Origin of the sequence: Citrobacter sp. Cpo109, assembly GCF_030332565.1 — a bacterium.
Lineage (GTDB): Bacteria > Pseudomonadota > Gammaproteobacteria > Enterobacterales > Enterobacteriaceae > Citrobacter > Citrobacter portucalensis.
Genome location: NZ_JAOWHQ010000057.1, coordinates 43,958 through 65,944, shown reverse-complemented (window position 1 = coordinate 65,944; position 21,987 = coordinate 43,958). Strand labels below are relative to the sequence as shown.

General features: G+C 47.5%; 23 protein-coding genes. 12 read left to right on the top strand and 11 right to left on the bottom strand.

The window, feature by feature from the left end:
- Positions 1 to 46: 46 nt before the first annotated feature.
- The 7 genes from pyrC to OGY71_RS11050 all read left to right on the top strand — a co-directional run bounded on the left by pyrC (position 47) and on the right by OGY71_RS11050 (position 4,804).
- Positions 47 to 1,093, top strand: coding sequence for a dihydroorotase (gene pyrC, locus OGY71_RS11080; protein ID WP_286613310.1), 1,047 nt, complete (start codon positions 47 to 49; stop codon positions 1,091 to 1,093).
- 65 nt (positions 1,094 to 1,158) lie between these two features.
- Positions 1,159 to 1,404 (top strand): DNA damage-inducible protein I, encoded by a 246-nt coding sequence (dinI, locus tag OGY71_RS11075; protein ID WP_003036157.1) that lies wholly within the window; start codon positions 1,159 to 1,161, stop codon positions 1,402 to 1,404.
- Between the two features lie 340 nt (positions 1,405 to 1,744).
- Entirely contained in the window at positions 1,745 to 1,999 is a 255-nt protein-coding gene (gene bssS / locus OGY71_RS11070) for a biofilm formation regulator BssS (RefSeq protein WP_003036154.1), read from the top strand.
- Positions 2,000 to 2,113: 114 nt separating this feature from the next.
- Positions 2,114 to 3,229, top strand: coding sequence for an N-methyl-L-tryptophan oxidase (solA, locus tag OGY71_RS11065; protein WP_149335838.1), 1,116 nt, complete (start codon positions 2,114 to 2,116; stop codon positions 3,227 to 3,229).
- A 55-nt stretch (positions 3,230 to 3,284) separates the two neighbouring features.
- Positions 3,285 to 3,398, top strand: a complete 114-nt coding sequence (locus OGY71_RS11060; RefSeq protein ID WP_003036148.1) for a YceO family protein — start codon at positions 3,285 to 3,287, stop codon at positions 3,396 to 3,398.
- A gap of 262 nt (positions 3,399 to 3,660) precedes the next feature.
- Positions 3,661 to 4,227 carry a cytochrome b gene (locus OGY71_RS11055; protein ID WP_003832133.1) on the top strand — a complete coding sequence of 189 codons (567 nt, stop codon included), beginning with the start codon at positions 3,661 to 3,663 and terminating at the stop codon, positions 4,225 to 4,227.
- A gap of 1 nt (position 4,228) precedes the next feature.
- A complete protein-coding gene (locus OGY71_RS11050) occupies positions 4,229 to 4,804 on the top strand; it encodes a YceI family protein (protein ID WP_003832130.1) in 576 nt (191 codons plus the stop codon).
- Between the two features lie 45 nt (positions 4,805 to 4,849).
- Here OGY71_RS11050 and trhO read toward each other — a convergent pair whose 3' ends face one another.
- A complete protein-coding gene (trhO, locus tag OGY71_RS11045) occupies positions 4,850 to 5,902 on the bottom strand; it encodes an oxygen-dependent tRNA uridine(34) hydroxylase TrhO (protein WP_003832128.1) in 1,053 nt (350 codons plus the stop codon).
- A gap of 220 nt (positions 5,903 to 6,122) precedes the next feature.
- Between trhO and OGY71_RS11040 the strand changes: the two genes are divergently transcribed.
- A complete protein-coding gene (locus OGY71_RS11040) occupies positions 6,123 to 7,043 on the top strand; it encodes a Kdo(2)-lipid IV(A) acyltransferase (protein WP_003832126.1) in 921 nt (306 codons plus the stop codon).
- A gap of 155 nt (positions 7,044 to 7,198) precedes the next feature.
- Positions 7,199 to 8,419, top strand: a complete 1,221-nt coding sequence (gene mdtG / locus OGY71_RS11035; RefSeq protein WP_148362134.1) for a multidrug efflux MFS transporter MdtG — start codon at positions 7,199 to 7,201, stop codon at positions 8,417 to 8,419.
- Between the two features lie 64 nt (positions 8,420 to 8,483).
- Here mdtG and OGY71_RS11030 read toward each other — a convergent pair whose 3' ends face one another.
- Complete coding sequence (locus tag OGY71_RS11030) at positions 8,484 to 9,815, bottom strand: sensor domain-containing diguanylate cyclase (protein ID WP_286613308.1); 1,332 nt, start codon at positions 9,813 to 9,815, stop codon at positions 8,484 to 8,486.
- Positions 9,816 to 10,506: 691 nt separating this feature from the next.
- On the opposite strand from OGY71_RS11030, the gene OGY71_RS11025 reads away from it, so the two are divergent.
- Positions 10,507 to 10,884 carry a MysB family protein gene (locus tag OGY71_RS11025; RefSeq protein WP_008784346.1) on the top strand — a complete coding sequence of 126 codons (378 nt, stop codon included), beginning with the start codon at positions 10,507 to 10,509 and terminating at the stop codon, positions 10,882 to 10,884.
- Here the strand turns inward: OGY71_RS11025 and OGY71_RS11020 are convergent, their stop codons facing one another.
- The 3 genes from OGY71_RS11020 to mdoG form a co-directional block, all read right to left on the bottom strand.
- Positions 10,885 to 11,112, bottom strand: coding sequence for a YceK/YidQ family lipoprotein (locus tag OGY71_RS11020; RefSeq protein WP_003832117.1), 228 nt, complete (start codon positions 11,110 to 11,112; stop codon positions 10,885 to 10,887).
- Between the two features lie 76 nt (positions 11,113 to 11,188).
- Complete coding sequence (mdoH, locus tag OGY71_RS11015) at positions 11,189 to 13,717, bottom strand: glucans biosynthesis glucosyltransferase MdoH (protein WP_032934414.1); 2,529 nt, start codon at positions 13,715 to 13,717, stop codon at positions 11,189 to 11,191.
- Positions 13,710 to 15,245 (bottom strand): glucans biosynthesis protein MdoG, encoded by a 1,536-nt coding sequence (mdoG, locus tag OGY71_RS11010; protein ID WP_103014639.1) that lies wholly within the window; start codon positions 15,243 to 15,245, stop codon positions 13,710 to 13,712. The genes mdoH and mdoG overlap by 8 nt, the downstream gene beginning before the upstream one ends.
- Before the next feature lie 271 nt (positions 15,246 to 15,516).
- Between mdoG and mdoC the strand changes: the two genes are divergently transcribed.
- Entirely contained in the window at positions 15,517 to 16,677 is a 1,161-nt protein-coding gene (gene mdoC, locus OGY71_RS11005; protein WP_193135214.1) for a glucans biosynthesis protein MdoC, read from the top strand.
- Between the two features lie 19 nt (positions 16,678 to 16,696).
- Here mdoC and OGY71_RS11000 read toward each other — a convergent pair whose 3' ends face one another.
- The 6 genes from OGY71_RS11000 to csgB all read right to left on the bottom strand — a co-directional run bounded on the left by OGY71_RS11000 (position 16,697) and on the right by csgB (position 20,572).
- Positions 16,697 to 18,187, bottom strand: a complete 1,491-nt coding sequence (locus tag OGY71_RS11000; protein WP_370613217.1) for a phospholipase D family protein — start codon at positions 18,185 to 18,187, stop codon at positions 16,697 to 16,699.
- Positions 18,120 to 18,662, bottom strand: a complete 543-nt coding sequence (ymdB, locus tag OGY71_RS10995; protein ID WP_164562948.1) for an O-acetyl-ADP-ribose deacetylase — start codon at positions 18,660 to 18,662, stop codon at positions 18,120 to 18,122. Before ymdB ends, OGY71_RS11000 begins: the two co-directional genes overlap by 68 nt.
- A gap of 100 nt (positions 18,663 to 18,762) precedes the next feature.
- Entirely contained in the window at positions 18,763 to 19,083 is a 321-nt protein-coding gene (locus tag OGY71_RS10990; protein ID WP_003832101.1) for a YmdA family protein, read from the bottom strand.
- 150 nt (positions 19,084 to 19,233) lie between these two features.
- Positions 19,234 to 19,566, bottom strand: coding sequence for a curli assembly chaperone CsgC (gene csgC, locus OGY71_RS10985; RefSeq protein WP_020996502.1), 333 nt, complete (start codon positions 19,564 to 19,566; stop codon positions 19,234 to 19,236).
- 60 nt (positions 19,567 to 19,626) lie between these two features.
- Entirely contained in the window at positions 19,627 to 20,076 is a 450-nt protein-coding gene (gene csgA / locus OGY71_RS10980) for a curli major subunit CsgA (protein WP_003832097.1), read from the bottom strand.
- A gap of 40 nt (positions 20,077 to 20,116) precedes the next feature.
- Entirely contained in the window at positions 20,117 to 20,572 is a 456-nt protein-coding gene (gene csgB, locus OGY71_RS10975) for a curli minor subunit CsgB (RefSeq protein WP_003832095.1), read from the bottom strand.
- A gap of 760 nt (positions 20,573 to 21,332) precedes the next feature.
- Here csgB and csgD point away from each other — a divergent pair.
- Complete coding sequence (csgD, locus tag OGY71_RS10970) at positions 21,333 to 21,983, top strand: biofilm master transcriptional regulator CsgD (RefSeq protein WP_003832092.1); 651 nt, start codon at positions 21,333 to 21,335, stop codon at positions 21,981 to 21,983.
- Positions 21,984 to 21,987 lie beyond the last annotated feature (4 nt).

Below are 21,987 nucleotides of genomic sequence, written 5' to 3'. Positions count from 1 at the left end.
TCCTTTGTTTCCGGCAAAAAAGACTATCCTCAGCCGGAGCATATTGATGACTGCACCATCCCAGGTTTTAAAGATCCGCCGCCCAGACGACTGGCATCTTCACTTTCGCGATGGCGACATGTTAAAAACTGTCGTGCCCTACACCAGTGAAATTTATGGTCGCGCCATTGTCATGCCGAACCTGGCACCGCCCGTCACCACGGTTGACGCGGCTATCGCTTATCGCCAGCGCATTCTTGACGCGGTACCTGCCGGACACGACTTCACACCATTAATGACCTGCTACTTAACGGATACGCTGGATCCCAACGAGCTGGAACGTGGATTTAACGAAGGCGTATTCACCGCAGCAAAACTCTATCCGGCCAATGCCACCACCAACTCGACGCATGGCGTAACCTCTATTGACGCCATCATGCCGGTGCTGGAGAGGATGGAAAAATTGGGTATGCCGCTGCTGGTGCACGGCGAAGTGACGCATGCAGATATCGATATTTTCGATCGCGAAGCGCGCTTTATTGAAACGGTGATGGAACCACTGCGCCAGCGTTTGACCTCGCTGAAAGTAGTGTTCGAGCATATCACTACCAAAGATGCTGCCGAATACGTGCGCGACGGTAACGAGCTTCTGGCAGCGACTATTACGCCACAGCACCTGATGTTTAACCGCAACCACATGCTGGTTGGCGGGATTCGTCCTCACCTGTACTGCCTGCCGATCCTCAAACGTAACGTCCACCAACAGGCGCTGCGTGAACTGGTTGCCAGCGGGTTTACGCGCGCCTTCCTCGGTACCGACTCAGCGCCGCACGCACGTCATCGCAAAGAGTCAAGCTGTGGCTGTGCGGGATGCTTTAATGCACCGACCGCACTAGGCAGCTATGCAACCGTGTTTGAAGAGATGAATGCGCTAAACCATTTCGAAGCCTTCTGCTCTCTCAACGGCCCACAGTTCTATGGTTTGCCGGTCAATGAGACCTTTATTGAGCTGGAACGCGTGGAGCACCTGGTTCCTGAGAGCATTGCACTGGAAGACGATACGCTGGTACCTTTCCTGGGTGGCGAAACGGTACTCTGGTCAGTAAAAAGCTAAAAAAAGTGTAGCCAACTGATGCGAATGACTGTATAAATAAACAGTATATTCCACAGGGGGCTACTATGCGTATTGAAGTCACTATTGCCAAAACTTCACCTTTACCTGCCGGTGCAATTGACGCACTGGCAGGTGAACTCTCCCGCCGTATTCAGCACCATTTTCCGGATAACGAAGGTAACGTTACCGTCCGTTATGCCGGCGCAAACAATCTGTCGGTTATTGGCGCGACCAAAGAGGACAAAGAACGCATCAGCGAGATCCTACAGGAAACCTGGGAAAGCGCGGATGACTGGTTCATCAACGAATAAATAATGATATGCAGTGATGTTTGTTTGCCGGGTCGCCCCGGCTTTTTTATACACGCAATCTTGTAATCAATCGCGCATTTCTTCTGACGAGCATTTAATTTAATATTAACCCACCGATTATCTTTTAACCAAAACAACAAAATAATTGTGCAACATACTAAAAAAAAATGAATAACATGTCGTTTTCTTAGTCAGATAACGCTGAAAACAAAAAATTTATGCCCTTCCCTCTTTAAATTTTCAATGAATACCCTTATTTATTGATATACTGAAGTTGCTTCAGAAAAAAACGCATTGAACCTCGAAAACCGTTGTCTAGTAACACGAATTAGGGGGCATGATGGAAAAGAATAATGAAGTCATTCAGACTCATCCGCTTGTAGGGTGGGACATCAGCACCGTTGATAGCTACGATGCGCTGATGCTGCGTTTGCACTACCAAACCCCGAACCGCCCTGACCCGGATGGGACTGAAGTTGGTCAAACGCTCTGGTTAACCACTGATGTTGCCAGGCAATTTATTTCGATATTAGAAGCAGGAATCGCCAAAATTGAATCTGGCGATTACCAGGTAAATGAGTATCAGCGACATTAAACCTGATACATCCAACCATCAAAAGGCACCTTAGCGGTGCCTTTCTTATTTCCAGGTTGAATATTCCAGGTCAGTTATTTACCCTTCTACTATCGCGATTGCAGAGAGAAGCGGATGAAATACGACTTAATCATTATTGGCAGCGGTTCGGTAGGCGCCGCAGCTGGATACTATGCCACTCGTGCCGGTCTGAAGGTTCTGATGATCGATGCGCATATGCCACCACATCAACAGGGCAGCCACCACGGTGATACTCGATTAATTCGTCATGCTTATGGCGAAGGCGAAAAATACGTTCCGCTGGTGCTACGTGCACAAATATTGTGGGATGAACTGTCCACCCATAATGAAGAACCGATTTTTGTTCGCTCCGGAGTTATCAACCTCGGTCCGGCAGAGTCAACCTTCTTAGCAACTGCAGCGCAAAGCGCAAAACAGTGGCAACTTAACGTTGAACAATTAGATGCAGCGGCCATCATGGCTCGCTGGCCGGAAATTCGCGTACCTGACAACTATATCGGTCTGTTTGAAGCGGAGTCCGGTTTTTTACGCAGTGAGTTAGCAATTAAAACCTGGATCCGTCTGGCGGAAGAAGCAGGCTGTGCGCAACTGTTTAAATGCCCGGTCAGCGCAATTCATCACGGTGATGATGGCATCACGGTAGAAACGGCTGACGGTGACTACCACGCGAAGAAAGCAGTGATCAGCGCCGGTACCTGGGTGCAGGCTTTAGTCCCTGAACTACCGATACAACCTGTGCGCAAAGTGTTCGCCTGGTATCAGGCCGATGGGCGCTACAGCGTTAAGAATAACTTCCCGGCCTTCACCGGCGAACTGCCAAATGGCGATCAATACTACGGTTTCCCGGCTGAAAACGACGAGCTGAAAATAGGTAAGCACAATGGCGGACAGGTAATTCACTCTGCAGAAGAGCGTAAGCCATTTGCCGCTGTAGCCAGCGACGGTTCTGAAGCCTTCCCATTCCTGCGCACAATTCTGCCTGGCGTTGGTTGTTGCCTGCACGGCGCATCCTGCACTTACGATAATTCACCGGATGAGGACTTTATAATTGATACTCTGCCGGAACATGACAATACGCTGATCATTACCGGGCTGAGCGGACATGGCTTTAAGTTTGCTTCTGTACTGGGAGAGATTGCGGCAGACTTCGCTCAGGACAAACCGTCTGACTTTGACCTGACCCCCTTCAGGTTAAGCCGTTTTAAGTGATAATAAATGAATGGCCTCGTTGGTGAGGCCATTTTTAATGACAGGAATAACGTCAATGCGTCGTATCTTTCACTATCTGGTTAATAATATTCGCGAGCACCTTATGCTCTACATTATTTTATGGTCGCTGCTGGCCATTATGGATGTAATATATATTATGTTTTTCTAATTCCTGTGCGTTGACAATAATTGACAAAAATTGAGATTAGATTAATTTTCATTGCAATAAACTGAACAATAACAAAAACCATAACACCCCATAAACTAAACCCCGCCACATATTTTCGCACTAATCCCTTGATGGTTACCTCAACAATCAGTCAATTTTATTGAACAAAAAATAAATATCATCACCATTGTTATTTATTAGTTGCATTAATGTCTTTTACACGCCATTTTCATTCACTTCTGAAATATCAATCGGTATGCTTATGCAATTCAATAATACTCCACAGCGCTATGGCGTAGTGTCAGCCACATTACATTGGCTGGTTGCGATTGCTGTATATGGCATGTTTGCATTGGGGTTATGGATGGTCACGCTCAGCTATTACGACGGCTGGTATCACCAGGCCCCCGAACTGCATAAAAGCATCGGCATCCTACTCATGATGGGACTGGTTATCCGCGTTGTCTGGCGGTTGTTCTCCCCTCCGCCTGCTGCGTTGGCAAGCTACTCCCGTTTAACCCGCATCGCAGCGGCAATGGGTCACCTCGCACTTTATTTGCTGCTCTTTTCAATTGTCATCAGCGGATATCTAATTTCCACCGCAGATGGCAAAGCGATAAGCGTCTTTGGCTGGTTCGACATTCCTGCCACCCTGGCCAATGCGGGTACCCAGGCCGACCTCGCCGGTAGCTTGCACCTGTGGCTTGCGTGGACCGTGGTGATTTTATCCCTATTGCACGGACTGATGGCCCTGAAACATCACTTTATCGATAACGACGATACCCTCAATCGCATGTTGGGAAAATCGTCATCTGACTATGGAGCTTAAAATGAAAAAAAACCTGCTGGGACTTACACTCGCCTCTCTGTTATTCACCACCGGGTCGGCCGTGGCGGCAGATTACAAAATTGACAAAGAAGGACAGCATGCCTTTGTTAATTTCCGTATTCAGCATCTGGGTTACAGCTGGCTGTACGGCACTTTCAAAGATTTCGACGGTACGTTTACCTTTGATGAGAAAAATCCCGCAGCCGATAAGGTTAACGTAACCATCAACACCAACAGCGTTGACACTAATCACGCCGAACGTGACAAGCATCTGCGCAGCGCAGATTTCCTTAACGTGGCGAAGTTCCCGCAGGCGACCTTCAGCTCCACCAGCGTGAAGAAAGAAGGTAATGACCTGGATATCACCGGTAATTTGACCCTGAACGGCGTTACCAAACCGGTTACGCTGGACGCGAAGCTCATCGGTCAGGGCGGCGATCCCTGGGGCGGTACGCGTGCTGGTTTTGAAGCGCAAGGTAAGATTAAGCTGAAGGATTTCAACATCACCACCGATCTCGGCCCAGCATCACAGGAAGTCGATTTGATCATCTCAGTGGAAGGTGTTCAGCAGAAGTAACGCAAGAATTGCCGGATGAGGTTCTGCCCCTCATCCGGCATCATGTTATTGCGCAGGGTCTGGAATACCCAGTTTGGTATTCAGGTGACCGCGTGATTTATTAAAGATTTTGTTGCCATTTTCACGCCCCGCACGGCGACGCCGTTGTTCCTCTTCCGGCAACTCACTCTCTTCGCTACACAGCTCGCTACAGCAGCCTTTATATTTCTGCGCACAAGCCGGGCACTGAATAAACAACAGATGGCAGCCATCATTTTTGCAATTAGTATGGCTATCGCACGCCGTGCCGCACTGATGGCAATGTGCGATAACATCTTCAGAGATCCTTTCGCCCATACGCTCATCAAAGACAAAGTTTTTACCGACAAAACGTACCGGAAGCCCCTGTTCACGCGCCTTGCGGGCATACTCAATAATACCGCCCTCAATGTGCCAGACTTTGCTAAATCCATTGTGTTTCATCCAGGCGCTGGCTTTCTCACAGCGGATCCCACCCGTGCAGTACATCACGATTTTTTTATCTTTATGCGCCTGCATCATTTCAACAGCTTTCGGCAACTGGTCGCGGAACGTGTCTGCCGGTATCTCCAGCGCATTCTCGAAATGACCCACCTCATATTCATAGTGGTTGCGCATATCAATGAATACCGCTTCAGGATCGTCCAGCATGGCGTTTACTTCTGCAGCCTTGAGATAATCCCCCACGTTGCTGGCGTCAAAGTCTGGATCGTCAATACCATCCGCCACGATACGTTCGCGGACTTTCATACGCAGTACCCAGAACGATTTACCGTCATCATCCAGCGCAATATTCAGACGTAAATCCTTCAATGCAGCATCAAACGCATAGAGCTGCTGGCGAAATGCCTCGACGTTGCTTTGCGGTACGCTGATTTGCGCGTTAATTCCTTCATGGGCAAGATATACTCGCCCGAAGACGTTCAATGCGGTGAACATCTGGTACAGCGCATCACGCGTGTGCTGAGGATTGGCAATGGTGAAATATTTATAGAATGAGATCGTCGTGCGCGGCTCGGTCTCGGCCAGCATTTTGGCTTTGAGGGCGTCGTTCGAAATGCGGTTGTGTAACACTGGCATGGTGTACGTATCCTGCAAATAAGGAATAAATGAAAATCGGCGGCATAATAAAGCAAACATCGCCAATTTACATCCACACATTTTACGCTACATTTCATACTTCACGATAAAATCGCAACAACAATTGCGGAATTAATCACCGTTCTCCCGTCACAAATTTTTGATACGCGCGAAAAAATGCGACAATACAGGGAATTGGTCGTTTGAAGACAGGATAGACATGACGAATTTACCCAAGTTTTCGGCTGCGTTACTGCATCCACGTTATTGGTTAACCTGGCTGGGTATTGGCATCCTTTGGTTAATCGTGCAGTTACCCTACCCCATCCTCTTTAAGTTGGGCTGTGCGTTAGGTCGACTGGCGCTACGTTTGATGAAACGTCGGGCAAAAATTGTTTCCCGAAATCTGGAACTGTGCTTCCCGCAGATGAGTGAGCAGGAACGCCAGCAGATGGTCGTCAAGAACTTCGAATCCGTAGGCATGGGCGTAATGGAAACCGGGATGGCCTGGTTTTGGTCCGATAAGCGTATTTCGCGCTGGACGGAAGTGATCGGAATGGAACATATCCGTGACGTCCAGGCGCAAAAACGCGGGATTCTGTTAGTGGGTCTGCACTTTCTGACTCTGGAACTGGGTGCGCGCCAGTTTGGCTTGCAGGAGCCGGGTATTGGTGTGTATCGCCCTAACGACAATCCGCTGCTGGACTGGCTACAAACCTGGGGCCGCATGCGCTCGAATAAATCAATGCTCGATCGTAAAGACCTGAAAGGGATGATTAAAGCCTTGAAAAAGGGCGAAGTGGTCTGGTACGCGCCGGATCATGATTACGGCCCTCGCGCCAGCGTGTTTGTACCACTTTTTGCCGTTGAACAAGCCGCAACAACCTCAGGAACCTGGATGCTTTCGCGCATGTCCAATGCCTGCCTGGTACCGTTTGTTCCCCGCCGCAAACCTGACGGTAAAGGGTATCAATTGATTATGTTACCTCCAGAATGCTCTCCACCGTTGGAAGACGCAGAGACTACAGCTGCGTGGATGAACAAAATTGTTGAGCAATGCATAATGATGGCGCCAGAGCAGTATATGTGGCTGCATCGTCGCTTCAAGACGCGTCCTGAAGGCTCCCCTTCTCTGTACTGACGCAGTGTTGCAGTCCAGTGGGCTGCAACACCCTCCCAACCCGTTTTAGGTTTAACTGCTATCCGCATTGCAGCAACTATCAACCAGGCGCATAATTAGCCTGCTTACTTATATTCAATCGATAGCGCAAACAGCGCATCACACTGCGGATCGCTATGTCACCCTCAGATGCCCCCATAAACTGGAAACGCAACCTCACCGTTGCCTGGTTAGGTTGTTTTCTAACCGGAGCAGCATTTAGCCTGGTCATGCCCTTTTTGCCTCTTTACGTCGAGAGTCTCGGCGTCACGGGTCATAGCGCCCTGAATATGTGGTCGGGCCTGGTCTTCAGCATCACTTTTCTCTTTTCAGCCATTGCCTCTCCTTTCTGGGGTGGCCTTGCCGATCGCAAAGGACGAAAAATCATGCTGCTGCGTTCCGCGTTGGGCATGGCAATTGTGATGCTGCTGATGGGACTGGCGCAAAATATCTGGCAGTTCTTAATCCTGCGCGCCTTGTTAGGGCTGCTTGGTGGATTCATCCCCAATGCGAATGCACTGATCGCCACCCAGGTTCCACGCAATAAAAGCGGCTGGGCTCTGGGAACGCTTTCAACCGGTGGCGTTAGTGGCGCACTGCTCGGGCCGCTAGCTGGCGGCCTCCTCGCGGATCAGTACGGACTACGCCCTGTATTTTTCATCACCGCCAGCGTGCTGCTGGTCTGCTTCATCCTGACGCTATTTTTTATCCGCGAACATTTCCAGCCGGTGAGCAAGAAGGAAATGCTGCACATTCGTGAAGTCGTGGCCTCTTTAAAGAACCCCAAACTGGTGCTGAGCCTGTTTATCACCACTTTGATCATTCAGGTAGCCACCGGTTCTATCGCGCCAATACTGACACTGTACGTTCGAGAGTTGGCTGGCAACGTCAGCAATATTGCGTTTATCAGTGGGATGATAGCCTCTGTCCCCGGCGTTGCGGCATTAATCAGCGCCCCGAAACTTGGCAAATTAGGCGATCGAATTGGCCCGGAGAAGATCCTGATCGTCGCGTTGATCGTTTCTGTGTTACTGCTTATTCCAATGTCATTTGTCCATACGCCCTGGCAGCTTGGTGTTCTGCGCTTTTTATTGGGTGCGGCCGACGGCGCTCTGCTCCCGGCGGTACAAACGCTGCTGGTTTACAACTCGACCAATCAAATAGCTGGACGTATTTTCAGTTATAACCAATCATTTCGCGATATCGGTAACGTAACAGGACCTCTAATGGGGGCAGCGATATCCGCAAACTACGGTTTTCGAGCCGTTTTCTGTGTGACCGCGGGCGTCGTACTATTTAACGCCCTGTACTCGTGGAATAGCCTGCGCCGTCGTCGGAGTACAGAGGTCGTGGGATGATTTGTGTATTTGTATTCGCCGGTTCGGAATAATAAATTTATCTTACACGGCGTATATTTCAACCTTAATGATAATAGTAACACACCTTATTTCTGCCAGAATTTTTGGCTTCATACAAAGCGGCATCGGCGTATGAAACAACTTTATCCGCTGATTCATCATCAATTTTGCTGCAATATACACCGATACTTATCGTCATTTTTTCTTTTAACTCATATGAATTTGGTATTGTCGTACCGTTCTCTACATTTCGCCTAATTCGCTCTGCAACAACAATTGCCTCATCTTTATCGTTACACTTAAGAAGGATCGCAAATTCTTCGCCGCCTACTCTGGCAAAAATATCCGTATCTCTGATTGATTTATTGATAATATCGACAATGCTGATTATTACTCTGTCACCTTCCTGATGACCGTAGGTATCGTTAATCCGTTTGAATTTATCAATATCCAGAACCATTACACACACTGCGCCTTTTGCTAATGATGATTTTAATGACTTATAGAATAGTTTACGATTATATATTTTAGTCATTGCGTCTTTGATAGCTGAATCCGTTTCTTTTTTTAAGATGATGAAGGTGTTGTACATCAGTATTGAGATTATACACAGGGCACTTATCACCTCAATCCCCCGGCTAACATACCAAATATACATGCTATATTCATCCAGGCTCAGAAGTAGTACATTGGTCAATATTGCTGAGCAACACAATAGCCCTATACTTTTCCACAAGATGTTATGCGTTCTGGTTTTAATGATTAAATACAACAGGACCAGTCCCCAGGATACAATTAGCGAATAAATGTACCCAATATGCCAGTGCACAGTGACATTATCAGGCTTCACGCTTGTGATCTCGAGTGTAAAATTAGGGTTATAACTGGCCAGAGCGTGCGCCACCACCGCGATAACAAGCATGATTAAAAAAGACAGAACGATATAGCAAGGTTCTCTTTCTTTGGTTTCAATAACTGTCGAGGATACTTTATAAGATTTTAATGAAACAAATAGTAGAGCTATGAAACTAATCTGCCGAAAGTAATAGAATATGGCTATATCGTTAGTTCTTTTTTCGATTGAGGCATAATCATTAATCAAGTCCTGAACGATGTAGATAGTCTCGATGAAAAATATGTTATTCCCAAGAAACGCCATACCTAATATCATAAGGCAGGTGAGATCTTTTCTACAAAGATACTGGAATAACATAAACAGGAAGATTATCCCATATAAAAAGAACAACCCTACAATTATAATCAGATATACTGTTTGCGGGACACTTTGTATCGTTAATTTAAATTGTGTAAGACACACTCCACCAAGAACATAGCTAGCCAAACAGATTATATAGAAAGCCATTAACCTTCTATTATTTGAATTGTCGTTATCCATAACAACCTTCAGGGCTTTCTTAATTTTGCATTTTATATAATAAAGCATAAGATTTTGCAAACTATTATATCTGCACAGATTCAATGACACTAATTCATTTCTTATTTAATGGTTTCTTATAGATTTATAACCTTTGTCATTAATAATATTTTATTATGTATACTATTTAAGTATCACTCACACCATTCACACCCCCCATACACAAAAGATACTTTGTCACTACCAGAGACACCACTAAGTTTAGCCACTTTCATTGATTGCCCCTGCGACACTTCCGTATTGGGCATTAATTTTCTTCTTTATTTTTATTAAGTTATGAAATATTGCGTCATAAGCGATCGGATCCCCCCGCTAAAACACATAAAAAAGAACGTTTAACCCTGAAGATTTCCTTATATAACGTCATTTTTTAATTTTTCGATTTTCATTACTACATTGCAAACCACATACATTACTCTTTTTTCTTGAATTTTTTTCCTGATATTACGTCGGCTTCAGTATCTGCCAATGTAAATTTTTTCATAAACAACCGGAGTTACTTTCACTTGGTCTCGTAGGCATTGCAGGCAGTAATCATCTGATTGAGAGAGCCATGCAGCTAACGGGTTTGACGCTCTGCGGATCGCCGTCTATAGATTGAATCATCCCCTTTATTGTTCGCTTTAGGAGAAGAAATATGGCAAAGAATGACATGAATTTTTATGCCACGTTGGAAGAGGCTATTGATGCAGCTCGTGAAGTGTTTCTGGCTGATAACCCTGACCTTGAGTCAGACGACGCCAGCGTTCAACAGCTAAGCGTCCAAAAATACGTGCTACAGGATGGCGACATTATGTGGCAGGCGGAATTCTTTGCTGACGAGGATGATGTAGATGGTGAATGTCTTCCAATCCTGAGCGGAGAAGCGGCCCAGAGCGTTTTTGATGGCGACTATGATGAAATTGAAATCCGCCAGGAGTGGCAGGAAGAAAATACGCTTCACGAATGGGATGAAGGTGAATTCCAGCTGGAACCTCCCCTTGATACTGAAGAGGGGCAGACCGCAGCCGATGAATGGGATGAGCGATAATTACTCGTAAGGTCCATGATGTATGTCGAGCGGCAGCAGCAACGTATCAAACACCAGCGAAAATGGCAGATCGAGGATAGTGACGTAGCGCCATGCGGAGTCCCTAACATCCCATTGCACGCCAGGATAGTATTGGTTTCCGTGTCCTTGCCCTGGGATGGTACGACTAATAATGCTGCCGCATCCGCTCAGGAAGAAGATCATTATTCCTACAGCCAAAATTCGCACCGGCTACCTCACGACTCATTCTATTCAATATAAAAAAATACCGGCACCAGGCCGGTATTTTCACGTTACAGAACGCTTATTTTTTCCTGAGCGCCAGCGGGTTCAGTGTCAGTCCCTGATAGTAGTTCACCCACGAAGAATACTTATCAGGTGAATTCCAGACACGGTAATGTAAACGCGCCATGGTCACCGGATCGCTCAACAACACCAGGCGGCGATCGCGATTCAGTTTCTCCGGCGTTTCGTTCAGTGCCTGTTCCACATGACGATCGCGTGCAATCTCCAGCACGTTGCTGGCGCGGTGGCGTGCAGTCGCCATGGCCGTGGCCAGTGCGTTAAACGACGGATTAAACACCGCATGCATAAAGCCATCGTCCAGCGTGCGTTTACGGTTCATCACCAGATAGGTATCGGTATCCACCAGCACCTGCGGCGGAGAATACTCTTCCGGGATCAGGAACAGCTTCCAGCGCTTGGTACGTAACCCCACCGTGGAACGGCTGGAAATCACAGAAACAAACGGCGACAGGATCAGCGAGAAGACTATCGGTGCCAGCCAGAACAGGAAACGCAGATCGAGCCAGGCCATACCCACAGCCCACACCAGCCCCAACAGTAACTGGGAACCGTGACGCATAAACGCTTCACCCCACGGGGTCGAATCGTCATCACGCTGCGGCGAATTCCAGACAACTTCCCAACCGAGGAAGGCACTCACGACGAAGACGGTGTGGAACAGCATACGCACCGGCGCCAGCAGCACGGAGAACAGAACTTCCAACAGTAGCGACAGCGTGACGCGGATAAACCCGCCGTACTCTTTCGTCCCTTTACACCAGATGAGCAAAATACTCAGCAGCTTCGGCAGGAACAGCAGCACCATCGTTGAAGCAAACAGCGCGATCGCCAGTTCAGGACGCCACTGCGGCCAAACCGGGAACAGCTGGCGCGGTTGCAGGAAGTACTGCGGCTCCGTCAACGCATGCACCACCTGCAATGCGGTAGAGAGCGCGAGGAACATAAACCAAAGCGGCGCAGACAGATAGGACATTACACCGGTCAGGAATACCGCACGGTGAACCGGGTGCATCCCTTTCACAAGGAACAAACGGAAGTTCATCAGGTTGCCGTGGCACCAGCGGCGGTCACGCTTGAGTTCATCCAGCAGGTTCGGCGGCAGTTCTTCATAAGAGCCCGGCAGATCGTAAGCAATCCACACACCCCAGCCAGCACGACGCATCAATGCCGCTTCCACGAAGTCATGGGAGAGGATTGATCCCGCAAACGAGCCTTCGCCCGGTAACGGCGCGAGCGCACAGTGCTCGATAAACGGCTTCACACGGATAATGGCGTTGTGACCCCAGTAGTGTGACTCCCCTAACTGCCAGAAGTGAAGCCCGGCGGTAAACAGCGGTCCATAAACACGGGTCGCAAACTGCTGGCAGCGCGCATACAGCGTATCCATACCGGAAGCCTTCGGTGAAGACTGGATAATCCCGGCATTCGGATTCGCTTCCATCAGACGCACCAGGCCGCTCAGACAGTCACCGCTCATCACTGAGTCAGCGTCCAGCACCACCATGTAGCTGTACTGATTTCCCCAGCGACGACAGAAGTCATCAATGTTGCCGCTTTTACGCTTCACGCGACGACGACGACGGCGGTAGAAAATCTGCCCTTCGCCCTGCACCTCAGCAATCAGCTCCATCCACGCTTTTTGTTCTGCTACGCAGATATCAGGGTTGTAGCTGTCACTCAGGATATAAACATCGAAATGTTCGGCGTTGCCCGTTGCTTTGACCGATTCCCACGTAGCGCGCAGTCCCGCAAATACGCGGTCAACGTCTTCGTTACAGATAGGCATAATCAGCGCAGTACGGTGTTCAGGATTCAGCGGTTCATCCCCAACCGTTGAGGCCGAGATACTGTACTTATCTCGCCCAATCAGCAGTTGCAGGAAGCCCATCAGCGCGGTCCAGAATCCCGCAGACACCCAACAGAAAAGCACAGCAAACAAAATAAGAATGCCGGTCTGGAGCATGTAGGGCAGCAATTGCATAAAGGAGACCCATAAATCCTGCCCCATCATGTCTATCGGATTAATGAATGCCCAACCCTGATACGGGAGGATCGTCTTCATATACCAGGTTGCTACGACCGTTTGCGCCAGCGTTAGAATCAACAGCGTATAGCGGCGGATGGTGCCTACAGTACGCCATTTTTGCTCGCTTTCTTGTTCTTCTTTCGTCAAACGCGAAAGATAACGAGGCGTCACATCGCGCCCACGCAAGCGATCCCAAAAACGGCCAACCGGGTTGGTACGCCAGGGATCGGGGAACATAGAGGTACGCGTTGCTTTTGGCATCGCCTGCAGCTGATCGCGGCCCTCATCGTCCTTAACCAACTGCTCTTTAGCCAAAGAATCCGGCCATGCTTGCTCAAGGCGAGCTTTCACAGACCCCTGCGGTGAATCATCTTCGCGCGAGTAAGTACGATGCTCGGCATCCAGCGCCTGATGAACGGCGCGGATGTCAGTTTTCGGCAGTGCCGCTTTCTCGATATCCGAAAGCGGCATTGCGTCAATATACTCAGTTGTCTTATTCATTGGCAGGTAACTGGTAGCTCCAGGTTTCACTCAGCGTCTGATCGGCATTGACCAAGGCAGCACGCATTTCAGTGGTTTTCTTCACGTCTTTCACTTTCACGCGCAGCATCAAACGCCAACCTTTAGATACCGGGTTATAGCGCACAGTGCTTTCAACGATTTCGCCGTTGTCGCCAATACTGGTTTGTGCGGTAACCGGGGTATCCTGCGGCAGCTTTTTCATATCTGTGCCGGTAAAGTCCACCACAAACGCGATGGTACCGTCAGGCTGACGAATCAGGTTGGACTGTTTTACATCACCGGTAGAACGACGAGTCTGCTGTACCCAGGCGCTTTCCGGCGCATGAAGTTTGTCTTCATCACGCGTGAACGTCAGAGTGTACTTGAAGTTCATCTCTTTGCCCGCTTCAGGCAGTTGATCCGGCGTCCAGTACGCAACGATGTTATCGTTCGTTTCATCGTTAGTTGGGATTTCAACTAACTCAATCTTACCTTTACCCCAGTCACCTTTTGGCGTGATCCAGGCGCTTGGGCGCAGATCGTAACGATCGTCGATATCTTCAAAACGTGAGAACTGACGGCCACGCTGCAACAGTCCGAATCCTTGCGGGTTTTCCATAGCGAAGCTGCTCACCGCGAGATGTTTCGGGTTATTCAGCGGACGCCAAATCCACTCCCCGTTGCCGGCATGGATAGACAAACCGTTAGAATCATGCAGTTCCGGACGATAGTTTGTCGCCGGAGACGGCTGGTTCGGTCCAAACAGGAACATACTGGTTAACGGTGCCACGCCCAGTTTGCCCACTTTGTCGCGTAGGTAAACTTTGGACTGAACATCAACGACAGTGTCACGACCTGGAATAATGACAAAACGATACGCTCCGGTTGCACGCGGAGAATCCAACAAAGCATAAATGGTTAAACGTTTATCAGTCGGTTTCGGACGCTCGATCCAAAACTCACGGAAGCGGGGAAATTCTTCACCAGAAGGCAGAGCGGTATCAATCGCGAGGCCACGCGCTGACAGGCCGTAGACCTGACCTGCGCCCAGAACGCGAAAATAGCTGGCACCGAGCATGCTGACGATTTCATCGTTTTTATCTTTGCTGTTGATCGGATACAGCACTTTGAACCCGGCGAAGCCGAGATCTTTTACCGTGTCTTTATCATGCTGAACATCGCCAAAATTAAAATAATCCGGGCTGTATTTGATTCTTTTCACCGCCGTGGCGGTAACTTCGTTGATTTTGACCGGCGTGTCGAAGTACATACCCTGGTGGTAGAACTCGAGCTTAAATGGGGTCTTGAGATTGCTCCAGTACGCTTTATCGCGATTGAACTGGATCTGTTGATAATCCGCATATTTCATGTCGCGGAAAACGGAGGGCAAGTTACTTTTTGGCGCCTCATAGCCTTTCCCGGCTAAGGATTGAGCTTGTTTTGCAACATCATCAATACTGAACGCCCAGCTCGATGATGTGTACAGCGTTAACATGACTGCTGCACCCAACCAACGCATTTTCATCATTTGTAGTTTATGTTTCATAATTAGTAAGCACTTCCCCCTTTGTGTGCTTATATTGATCCGATCCATTTTAATGGATAATCGGGTACTCCGACAACTGAATCCCTGTATTGTTCGCGCGCTGGCTCATGGTTTAAGCAGGTTCATCTGCCTGTTTTCACTTTGCGTGCTTATCCTGGAGACAGGTTGTTGGACTTCGTGTAGGGTTGCCCTCGAATGTAACCATTATTCGTCTTAGGGATAAGACGAAAAGTCTGAGAATACGTAACTGTCTATGAGCTCTGTATCACCACCACGTGAATATTTTCTTGACTCCATCCGTGCCTGGCTAATGTTGTTAGGGATCCCATTCCATATTTCATTGATCTACTCCACCCACACCTGGCACGTGAACAGCGCAGAACCTTCGTGGTGGTTAACCCTTTTTAACGACTTTATCCATGCATTTCGCATGCAGGTCTTCTTTGTCATTTCAGGTTATTTTTCCTACATGCTTTTTTTGCGCTATCCGTTAAAGCGCTGGTGGAAAGTGCGTGTAGAACGCGTGGGGATCCCTATGCTGACCGCGATTCCGCTGCTTACGCTGCCGCAATTTATCATGCTGCAATACGTGAAAGGGAAAGCAGACAGCTGGCATACCCTCAGCGGCTACGACAAATACAATGCGCTGGCCTGGGAGCTGATTTCCCATCTGTGGTTTTTACTGGTTCTGGTGGTGTTAACGACCCTGAGTATGTGGGTGTTTACCCAAATGAAAAACAGACTATCGCGTGGAAACGGTACCCCTGCATCGGGGGTGTCGATGACCAAATTAACGTTGATTTTTATATTGTTGGGTGTCGGCTATGCCGTCGTCAGAAGAACGATTTTCATCCTCTACCCTTCGATTCTCAGCGACGGCATGTTTAATTTTATCGTTATGCAAACGCTGTTCTATGTGCCTTTCTTTATGCTCGGCGCGCTGGCGTTTATCAATCCTAATCTGAAAGCACTGTTTACCACGCCATCGCGCGGCTGCACGCTAGGCGCCGCATTCGCATTTGTCGCATACCTGCTCAATCAACGTTACGGCAACGGCGATGCCTGGATGTATGAAACCGAATATGTCATTACCATGGTCATGGGGCTCTGGATGGTAAACGTCGTCTTTTCGCTTGGCCACCGTTTACTGAATTTCCAGTCGGCTCGCGTGACCTATTTTGTCAACGCGTCGCTGTTCATCTATTTGGTGCACCACCCGTTAACGCTGTTTTTTGGCGCGTATATCACACCGCACATCAAGTCGAATCTGCTGGGTTTTCTCTGCGGCCTTCTTTTTGTGGTTGGAATTGCGGTCATACTGTACGAAATCCATTTACGGATCCCGGTGCTGAAGTTTCTCTTTTCGGGTAAACCGCCGATTAAGCAGGATAAAAACAAGGCGGTTGCCGGTTAGTTTTCTTGCATTGAATGGTTCAGAGCAGCCATTCAATGGGCAACACGGATGCAAGCCTCACCAGAACCCGCTTCCAGAATCCTGTAGCGGGTTCTTTTTTCAGTACCTGTTCGCTGCCAGAAAGCCGATCAACCCAGTTAATTCTGCCCCAACGGTCAAGACGTAGTTGCCAGGCCATATCACGCTGACTTTGCATAAAACGTTTATGAATCAACTCAGCCAGTACTTCACTCTCAATCACAAACCCCATTTCCGTATTGAGCAGCGTTGAACGGGGATCAAAATTAAGCGAGCCGATAAACACTTTACGACCGTCAATACTGAAGGTTTTCGCATGCAGGCTGGAGCCTGAATTACCGGTTAATCCCCGGTCGTGTACTGCTGAAACGCGATCGCGGGTCGGTTTGAGCTCGTATAACTCCACGCCGTAGCGCAGGAGTTTTTTTCGCCAACGCGCATAGCCCGCGTGAACGACTGCAACATCATTCGCCGCCAGAGAATTAGTTAAAATTGCGATCTTAACGCCTTTTCTCACCAGTCTCAGGAGCTGCGCCACACCGGCGCGAGTGGGTACAAAGTAGGCGGAAATAATATCAATACGCTCGGTGGGAGATCCCATCACGTCAAACAAACGCTGCGGTAATAGTGAGTGGCGCGGCGCTTTCCCCTCTCCTTTTGCAGGATCATCACTCAGTAAGCGCGTTTTCGCCCAAATTAGCGGCAGCGACCTCTGATCGAGATGGGTCACAAACTGGCTGGTTTCCAGCTTATGTAGATAGCGACGCGTGATGTCATCATTATACCAGGATTCAGGAAGTTCGATTTTTTGCGTAGAAGCAGGTTCTGCCACCTCAAGTACGTTTTGCAATGTTGAAACCGAGCGGCAGTGCCAGTAACGCTCAAAGTCGTCTGCAACATCCTGGACAACCGGCCCAATAGCCATAACGTCCAGATCGGAAAACAGTGGTTGTTCGCCTGCGCCAAAATAGGCATCGCCTATATTTCGCCCCCCCACAAGAGTTACGACGCCGTCAGCGGTATAACTTTTGTTGTGCATACGCCGATTCAACCGGGCAAAATCGGTTAAATAGCCCAGGGCACGCAGGATGCGAAAGGAAAAGGGATTAAACAGGCGAACTTCAATATTAGGGTGATTGTCCAGCAAACGCAGCGTGTCATCCAGACCTGGCGTGTTGTTATCATCCAGCAACAAACGCACCCGGACGCCCCGCTTCGCTGCGGTCAGCAAAACGGAAAATAACAATAGCCCGGACATGTCGCTTTCCCAGATGTAATACTGAACATCCAGGGTTCGTTCCGCCATTTCCGTCAACCGATAGCGAGCAGCAAACGCATCCAGGCTGTCATCCAACGTCAGAATGCCGCATTCTCCCGGGTGGTTTACGCATAGCGGCGTGATGGCACGCTCAAGTCGCGTCATATCAGTCCGTGCGTTCATCGCCTTGTTGGGTAAGTAATCTCTTGTATAGTCGAGCGTTTTCTTCATCAAAGCACACGAAGTATATTTGTTCGGGAAGCGTACGCCGGGTGATAAATTTCAACACCGTTTTCACCGCGATCTCTGCTGCTGCAGCGCGTGGGTAACCATAAGCACCGGTGCTTATCGCTGGAAAAGCAATGGATTGATAACCATTGGCTAAGGCCAGTTGCAATGTATTTAGATAGGCCTCTTCAAGTCGTTCAGCCTCGTGGTGATCACCGCCTTGCCAGACGGGCCCTACGGTGTGAATAACTGCTTTTGCCGGAAGCGCGCCAGCCAGCGTGATAACAGCATGCCCGGTCGGGCATTCTCCCTGTTGTTGTATAACCTGTTTGCAGGCCTCCAACAACGCAGGCCCGGCAGCACGATGAATCGCGCCATCGACTCCACCTCCTCCCAGTAACGAGGAGTTGGCCGCATTGACGATCACATCTACCGCGATCGTCGTAATGTCGCCCTGTAACACATGAACACGCGATTGCATAAGTTCCCCCTGACAAAACACTCTCCGTTAAGTGTACAGCAGGGTTTTCCTTGAAATCTCATTTTTTAGCCATAAGCGTGCATACCTACGCCAGAATGATTCATTTATATTCAATATTCAGAATAGCCATGCTTTTCTGTTCATTGAGGTAATGCATTTTCACCGTGGCAATTTGTTGCACACTCTGAGGCGCTGTCGTGACCTGTTGCAGGTCGTAGAGACTATTACTCATCGTGCCATCACGCATACATGACAATTCAATCTGTTGTTGTCGAGTGTTAACGTCGCAAGGTGCTTCAACTATTGCACCACGAAAATGAATAACCCCGCCGGGTAAGATTTGCGTCGCCATTGCGGGGAGGGTTAAAAGAGAAAAAGCCCACAAACCGGTATTTAAAATACGCTTTAAGAATGTACACATAAGGGTTCCTCAATGATTAATCATCCTTGAGGGATCACAATGATCCTTCACCGCTGCGAGTTACGATCAAATAAAACGTTTGTTCGTTTCTATATTCATAGAACAGCACCGCACTCCCAGCCACACCCTTAATGCAAATCCGGCAAAAAATTATGGGTGACTGTTTGAGTCAGGCCATTGTTGCGACAGATGCAGAGACTGCCCGTCAGAAACGGTAACGATAATTTTAACCGAATCCTCCGGTGAAATATTAAAGCTCATTTTTGTTAATTCAATTGGCCGATTAGCAGGGACCGAAAGGCTTGTTTTCTGCTGTGACTGACTTTGTCCGCCCTTTCCTTTACGTACGGCAAGAACTTGCACTTCACATACGCACGGTTGAGCTAATGTCACCTGAGGAATAATGGTGTACATGTCACCTTGCTGAGTTGTATTGAATGTTATTTGATTTGCCAACGCGGCAATGAGTAATAGCGTGTGCATAATATTCTCCCGAAAAAAAACAGGGCTTTCGCCCTGTTTATTATCAGTCAGAAAACTGAATTAGTGCTGGTTAGCTGTAGCATTGTTGCCATAACCAACCTGCTGAATCAGCACATTGGAGTCAGACGCTGTCTGATTAACCACAGCACCGTTACGACCACCGAACTGAGTTACGCTGATATCAGCATTTTTTGCATTCCACTGATCGATAGTAGCACTGTTCTGGAAGCCGGTCTGTTTCAGGCTAATGGTACTATCATCAGCACCTTGGCCGACGGTCGCACCGTTACCATGTCCGTGTTGTGTGATAGTCACGTCTGATTTACGTGCATCACTTTGCAGCGCATTCGCAACGTTACTAGAGCCAAATTGGTAAATACTCATTGAAGAGTCTGGGCCATAGTTGCTACCGCCACCATGATGATTACCGCCCCATTGCGGAACAACACCTGCCAGAGCACTGCCAGAAACTACGATTGCTGCGAATGCTGCCACTTTTAAAAGTTTCATGGTAAACCCCCATCGGATTGATTTAAACGTCGTTTATGGATTAGCGTTGAGTAACGCGAATTGCCATTTGCGACTGTCTCTGCACCACAACTGCTGTTTTTTGTGTACCGTACTGGGTAATATTGGCTTTATTACCAGAGCCTTTCTGGATAATCATCGCCGTATTACCGTAAGAGCTTTGTTTAATACTCGCATCATTAGAGCTACCCGTTTGATCAATATATGCAAAGTTATTTGATCCCGTCTGTTCTGTTTTCGCCCGGTTACCTGAACCTTCTTGCGAAATGACCGACAATAACTTAGTGCCCTCCTGGCGAGTATTTGCACTATTAGCAGTACCAACCTGACCAATAATGGCTGCCTGATTAAATGAAGACTTACTTAATTCATTTACCGCAAAGTTATATTCTGAATTAGCTAAATCATAACTGGTTGCGGATGCAATCCCAGGCACACCCAGTATTGTAAACATCATAAATAACAATTTGTTTTTCATGTTGTCACCCTGGACCTGGTCGTACATGAAGTTAAATTAATTACCACTCAAATTGTTGTTAACATGACTTACATTTGTTAACGCCACGTTACGATGAAGAGTATGTCCGTGGAAACATTTTAAATAACTCACCCGCGAGTGGTATTTTTATATCCGGATTCACACCAAAGTACTAATTAACAGTGAATAACATCGCTTCAGGTCTGGATTTTATTTTTATTTTGCTATCAGTAATGAATTTCTATGCAGTCACTGAGAAAGTGCATTTTGCACGATATCAGGGCCTCTCAGTACAACGTCGAGATAGACATCGGTACAAGTCGTGACAAAGGTCATTTTTTTCCATCTAAAATTGACCAACGTAAATTGAGATAAGGATTTTAGAATTCATTAGAAATTTAAAACTCAACAATCATTAATTAAATGACTTAAAATCAATGTGTTACTATAATTTGTATGATTTTTTAAATCTATGCAGCAAAGGTAAAATGTACAACTTTCCTATCAAATCTAAACTCTAATAAAACCATAAAATCACATTTTAATATATAATTTTACAAGTTGTTACATGTTTAACACTTGCTTTAAGATTTGTAATAGCTAGATTGAAATCAGTTGAAGTCCATTTGTTTTAATATTTTCACCCCTTTGGGTCGATATTTTATATCTACACAGCAGTGCAACATCTGTCAGTACTTCTGGTGCCTCTATTTTAGTAGAGACAGCTGTCAGGTGTGCGACTAAAAAGTGGAGTTTCATCATGTTTAATGAAGTCCATAGTATTCATGGTCATACATTATTGTTGATCACAAAACCTTCTTTGCAGGCAACTGCATTATTACAGCATTTAAAACAATCACTGGCACTCACCGGAAAACTACATAATATTCAACGTTCTCTGGATGATATATCCTCCAGCTGCATTGTTTTACTGGATATGATGGAGGCAGATAAAAAACTGATCCATTACTGGCAAGATAATTTGAGTAGAAAAAACAACAATATAAAGACGTTATTGTTGAATACTCCTGATGATTACCCTTATCGGGATATCGAAAACTGGCCGCATATCAATGGTGTTTTTTACGCAACTGAAGACGAGCAGCGTGTTGTAAGCGGCTTGCAGGGTATCTTGCGCGGTGAATGTTACTTCACGCAAAAACTTGCCAGTTATCTGATCACGCATTCTGGAAATTATCGTTATAACAGCACGGAGTCGGCACTGCTGACGCACCGTGAAAAAGAGATCCTTAATAAATTGCGTATCGGCGCCTCAAATATTGAAATCGCTCGCTCACTGTTTATCAGTGAAAATACGGTAAAAACACATCTTTATAATCTTTTCAAAAAGATAGCTGTCAAAAATCGTACGCAGGCGGTCTCATGGGCCAATGATAACCTCAGGCGATAAAGCC

Coding starts and splice junctions, on each gene's coding strand:
- pyrC (WP_286613310.1), top strand. CDS start 47: ATGACTGCACCATCCCAGGTTTTAAAGATCCGCCGCCCAGACGACTGG.
- dinI (WP_003036157.1), top strand. CDS start 1,159: ATGCGTATTGAAGTCACTATTGCCAAAACTTCACCTTTACCTGCCGGT.
- bssS (WP_003036154.1), top strand. CDS start 1,745: ATGGAAAAGAATAATGAAGTCATTCAGACTCATCCGCTTGTAGGGTGG.
- solA (WP_149335838.1), top strand. CDS start 2,114: ATGAAATACGACTTAATCATTATTGGCAGCGGTTCGGTAGGCGCCGCA.
- OGY71_RS11060 (WP_003036148.1), top strand. CDS start 3,285: ATGCGTCGTATCTTTCACTATCTGGTTAATAATATTCGCGAGCACCTT.
- OGY71_RS11055 (WP_003832133.1), top strand. CDS start 3,661: ATGCAATTCAATAATACTCCACAGCGCTATGGCGTAGTGTCAGCCACA.
- OGY71_RS11050 (WP_003832130.1), top strand. CDS start 4,229: ATGAAAAAAAACCTGCTGGGACTTACACTCGCCTCTCTGTTATTCACC.
- trhO (WP_003832128.1), bottom strand. CDS start 5,902: ATGCCAGTGTTACACAACCGCATTTCGAACGACGCCCTCAAAGCCAAA.
- OGY71_RS11040 (WP_003832126.1), top strand. CDS start 6,123: ATGACGAATTTACCCAAGTTTTCGGCTGCGTTACTGCATCCACGTTAT.
- mdtG (WP_148362134.1), top strand. CDS start 7,199: ATGTCACCCTCAGATGCCCCCATAAACTGGAAACGCAACCTCACCGTT.
- OGY71_RS11030 (WP_286613308.1), bottom strand. CDS start 9,815: ATGGATAACGACAATTCAAATAATAGAAGGTTAATGGCTTTCTATATA.
- OGY71_RS11025 (WP_008784346.1), top strand. CDS start 10,507: ATGAATTTTTATGCCACGTTGGAAGAGGCTATTGATGCAGCTCGTGAA.
- mdoH (WP_032934414.1), bottom strand. CDS start 13,717: ATGAATAAGACAACTGAGTATATTGACGCAATGCCGCTTTCGGATATC.
- mdoG (WP_103014639.1), bottom strand. CDS start 15,245: ATGATGAAAATGCGTTGGTTGGGTGCAGCAGTCATGTTAACGCTGTAC.
- mdoC (WP_193135214.1), top strand. CDS start 15,517: ATGAGCTCTGTATCACCACCACGTGAATATTTTCTTGACTCCATCCGT.
- ymdB (WP_164562948.1), bottom strand. CDS start 18,662: ATGCAATCGCGTGTTCATGTGTTACAGGGCGACATTACGACGATCGCG.
- OGY71_RS10990 (WP_003832101.1), bottom strand. CDS start 19,083: ATGTGTACATTCTTAAAGCGTATTTTAAATACCGGTTTGTGGGCTTTT.
- csgC (WP_020996502.1), bottom strand. CDS start 19,566: ATGCACACGCTATTACTCATTGCCGCGTTGGCAAATCAAATAACATTC.
- csgA (WP_003832097.1), bottom strand. CDS start 20,076: ATGAAACTTTTAAAAGTGGCAGCATTCGCAGCAATCGTAGTTTCTGGC.
- csgB (WP_003832095.1), bottom strand. CDS start 20,572: ATGAAAAACAAATTGTTATTTATGATGTTTACAATACTGGGTGTGCCT.
- csgD (WP_003832092.1), top strand. CDS start 21,333: ATGTTTAATGAAGTCCATAGTATTCATGGTCATACATTATTGTTGATC.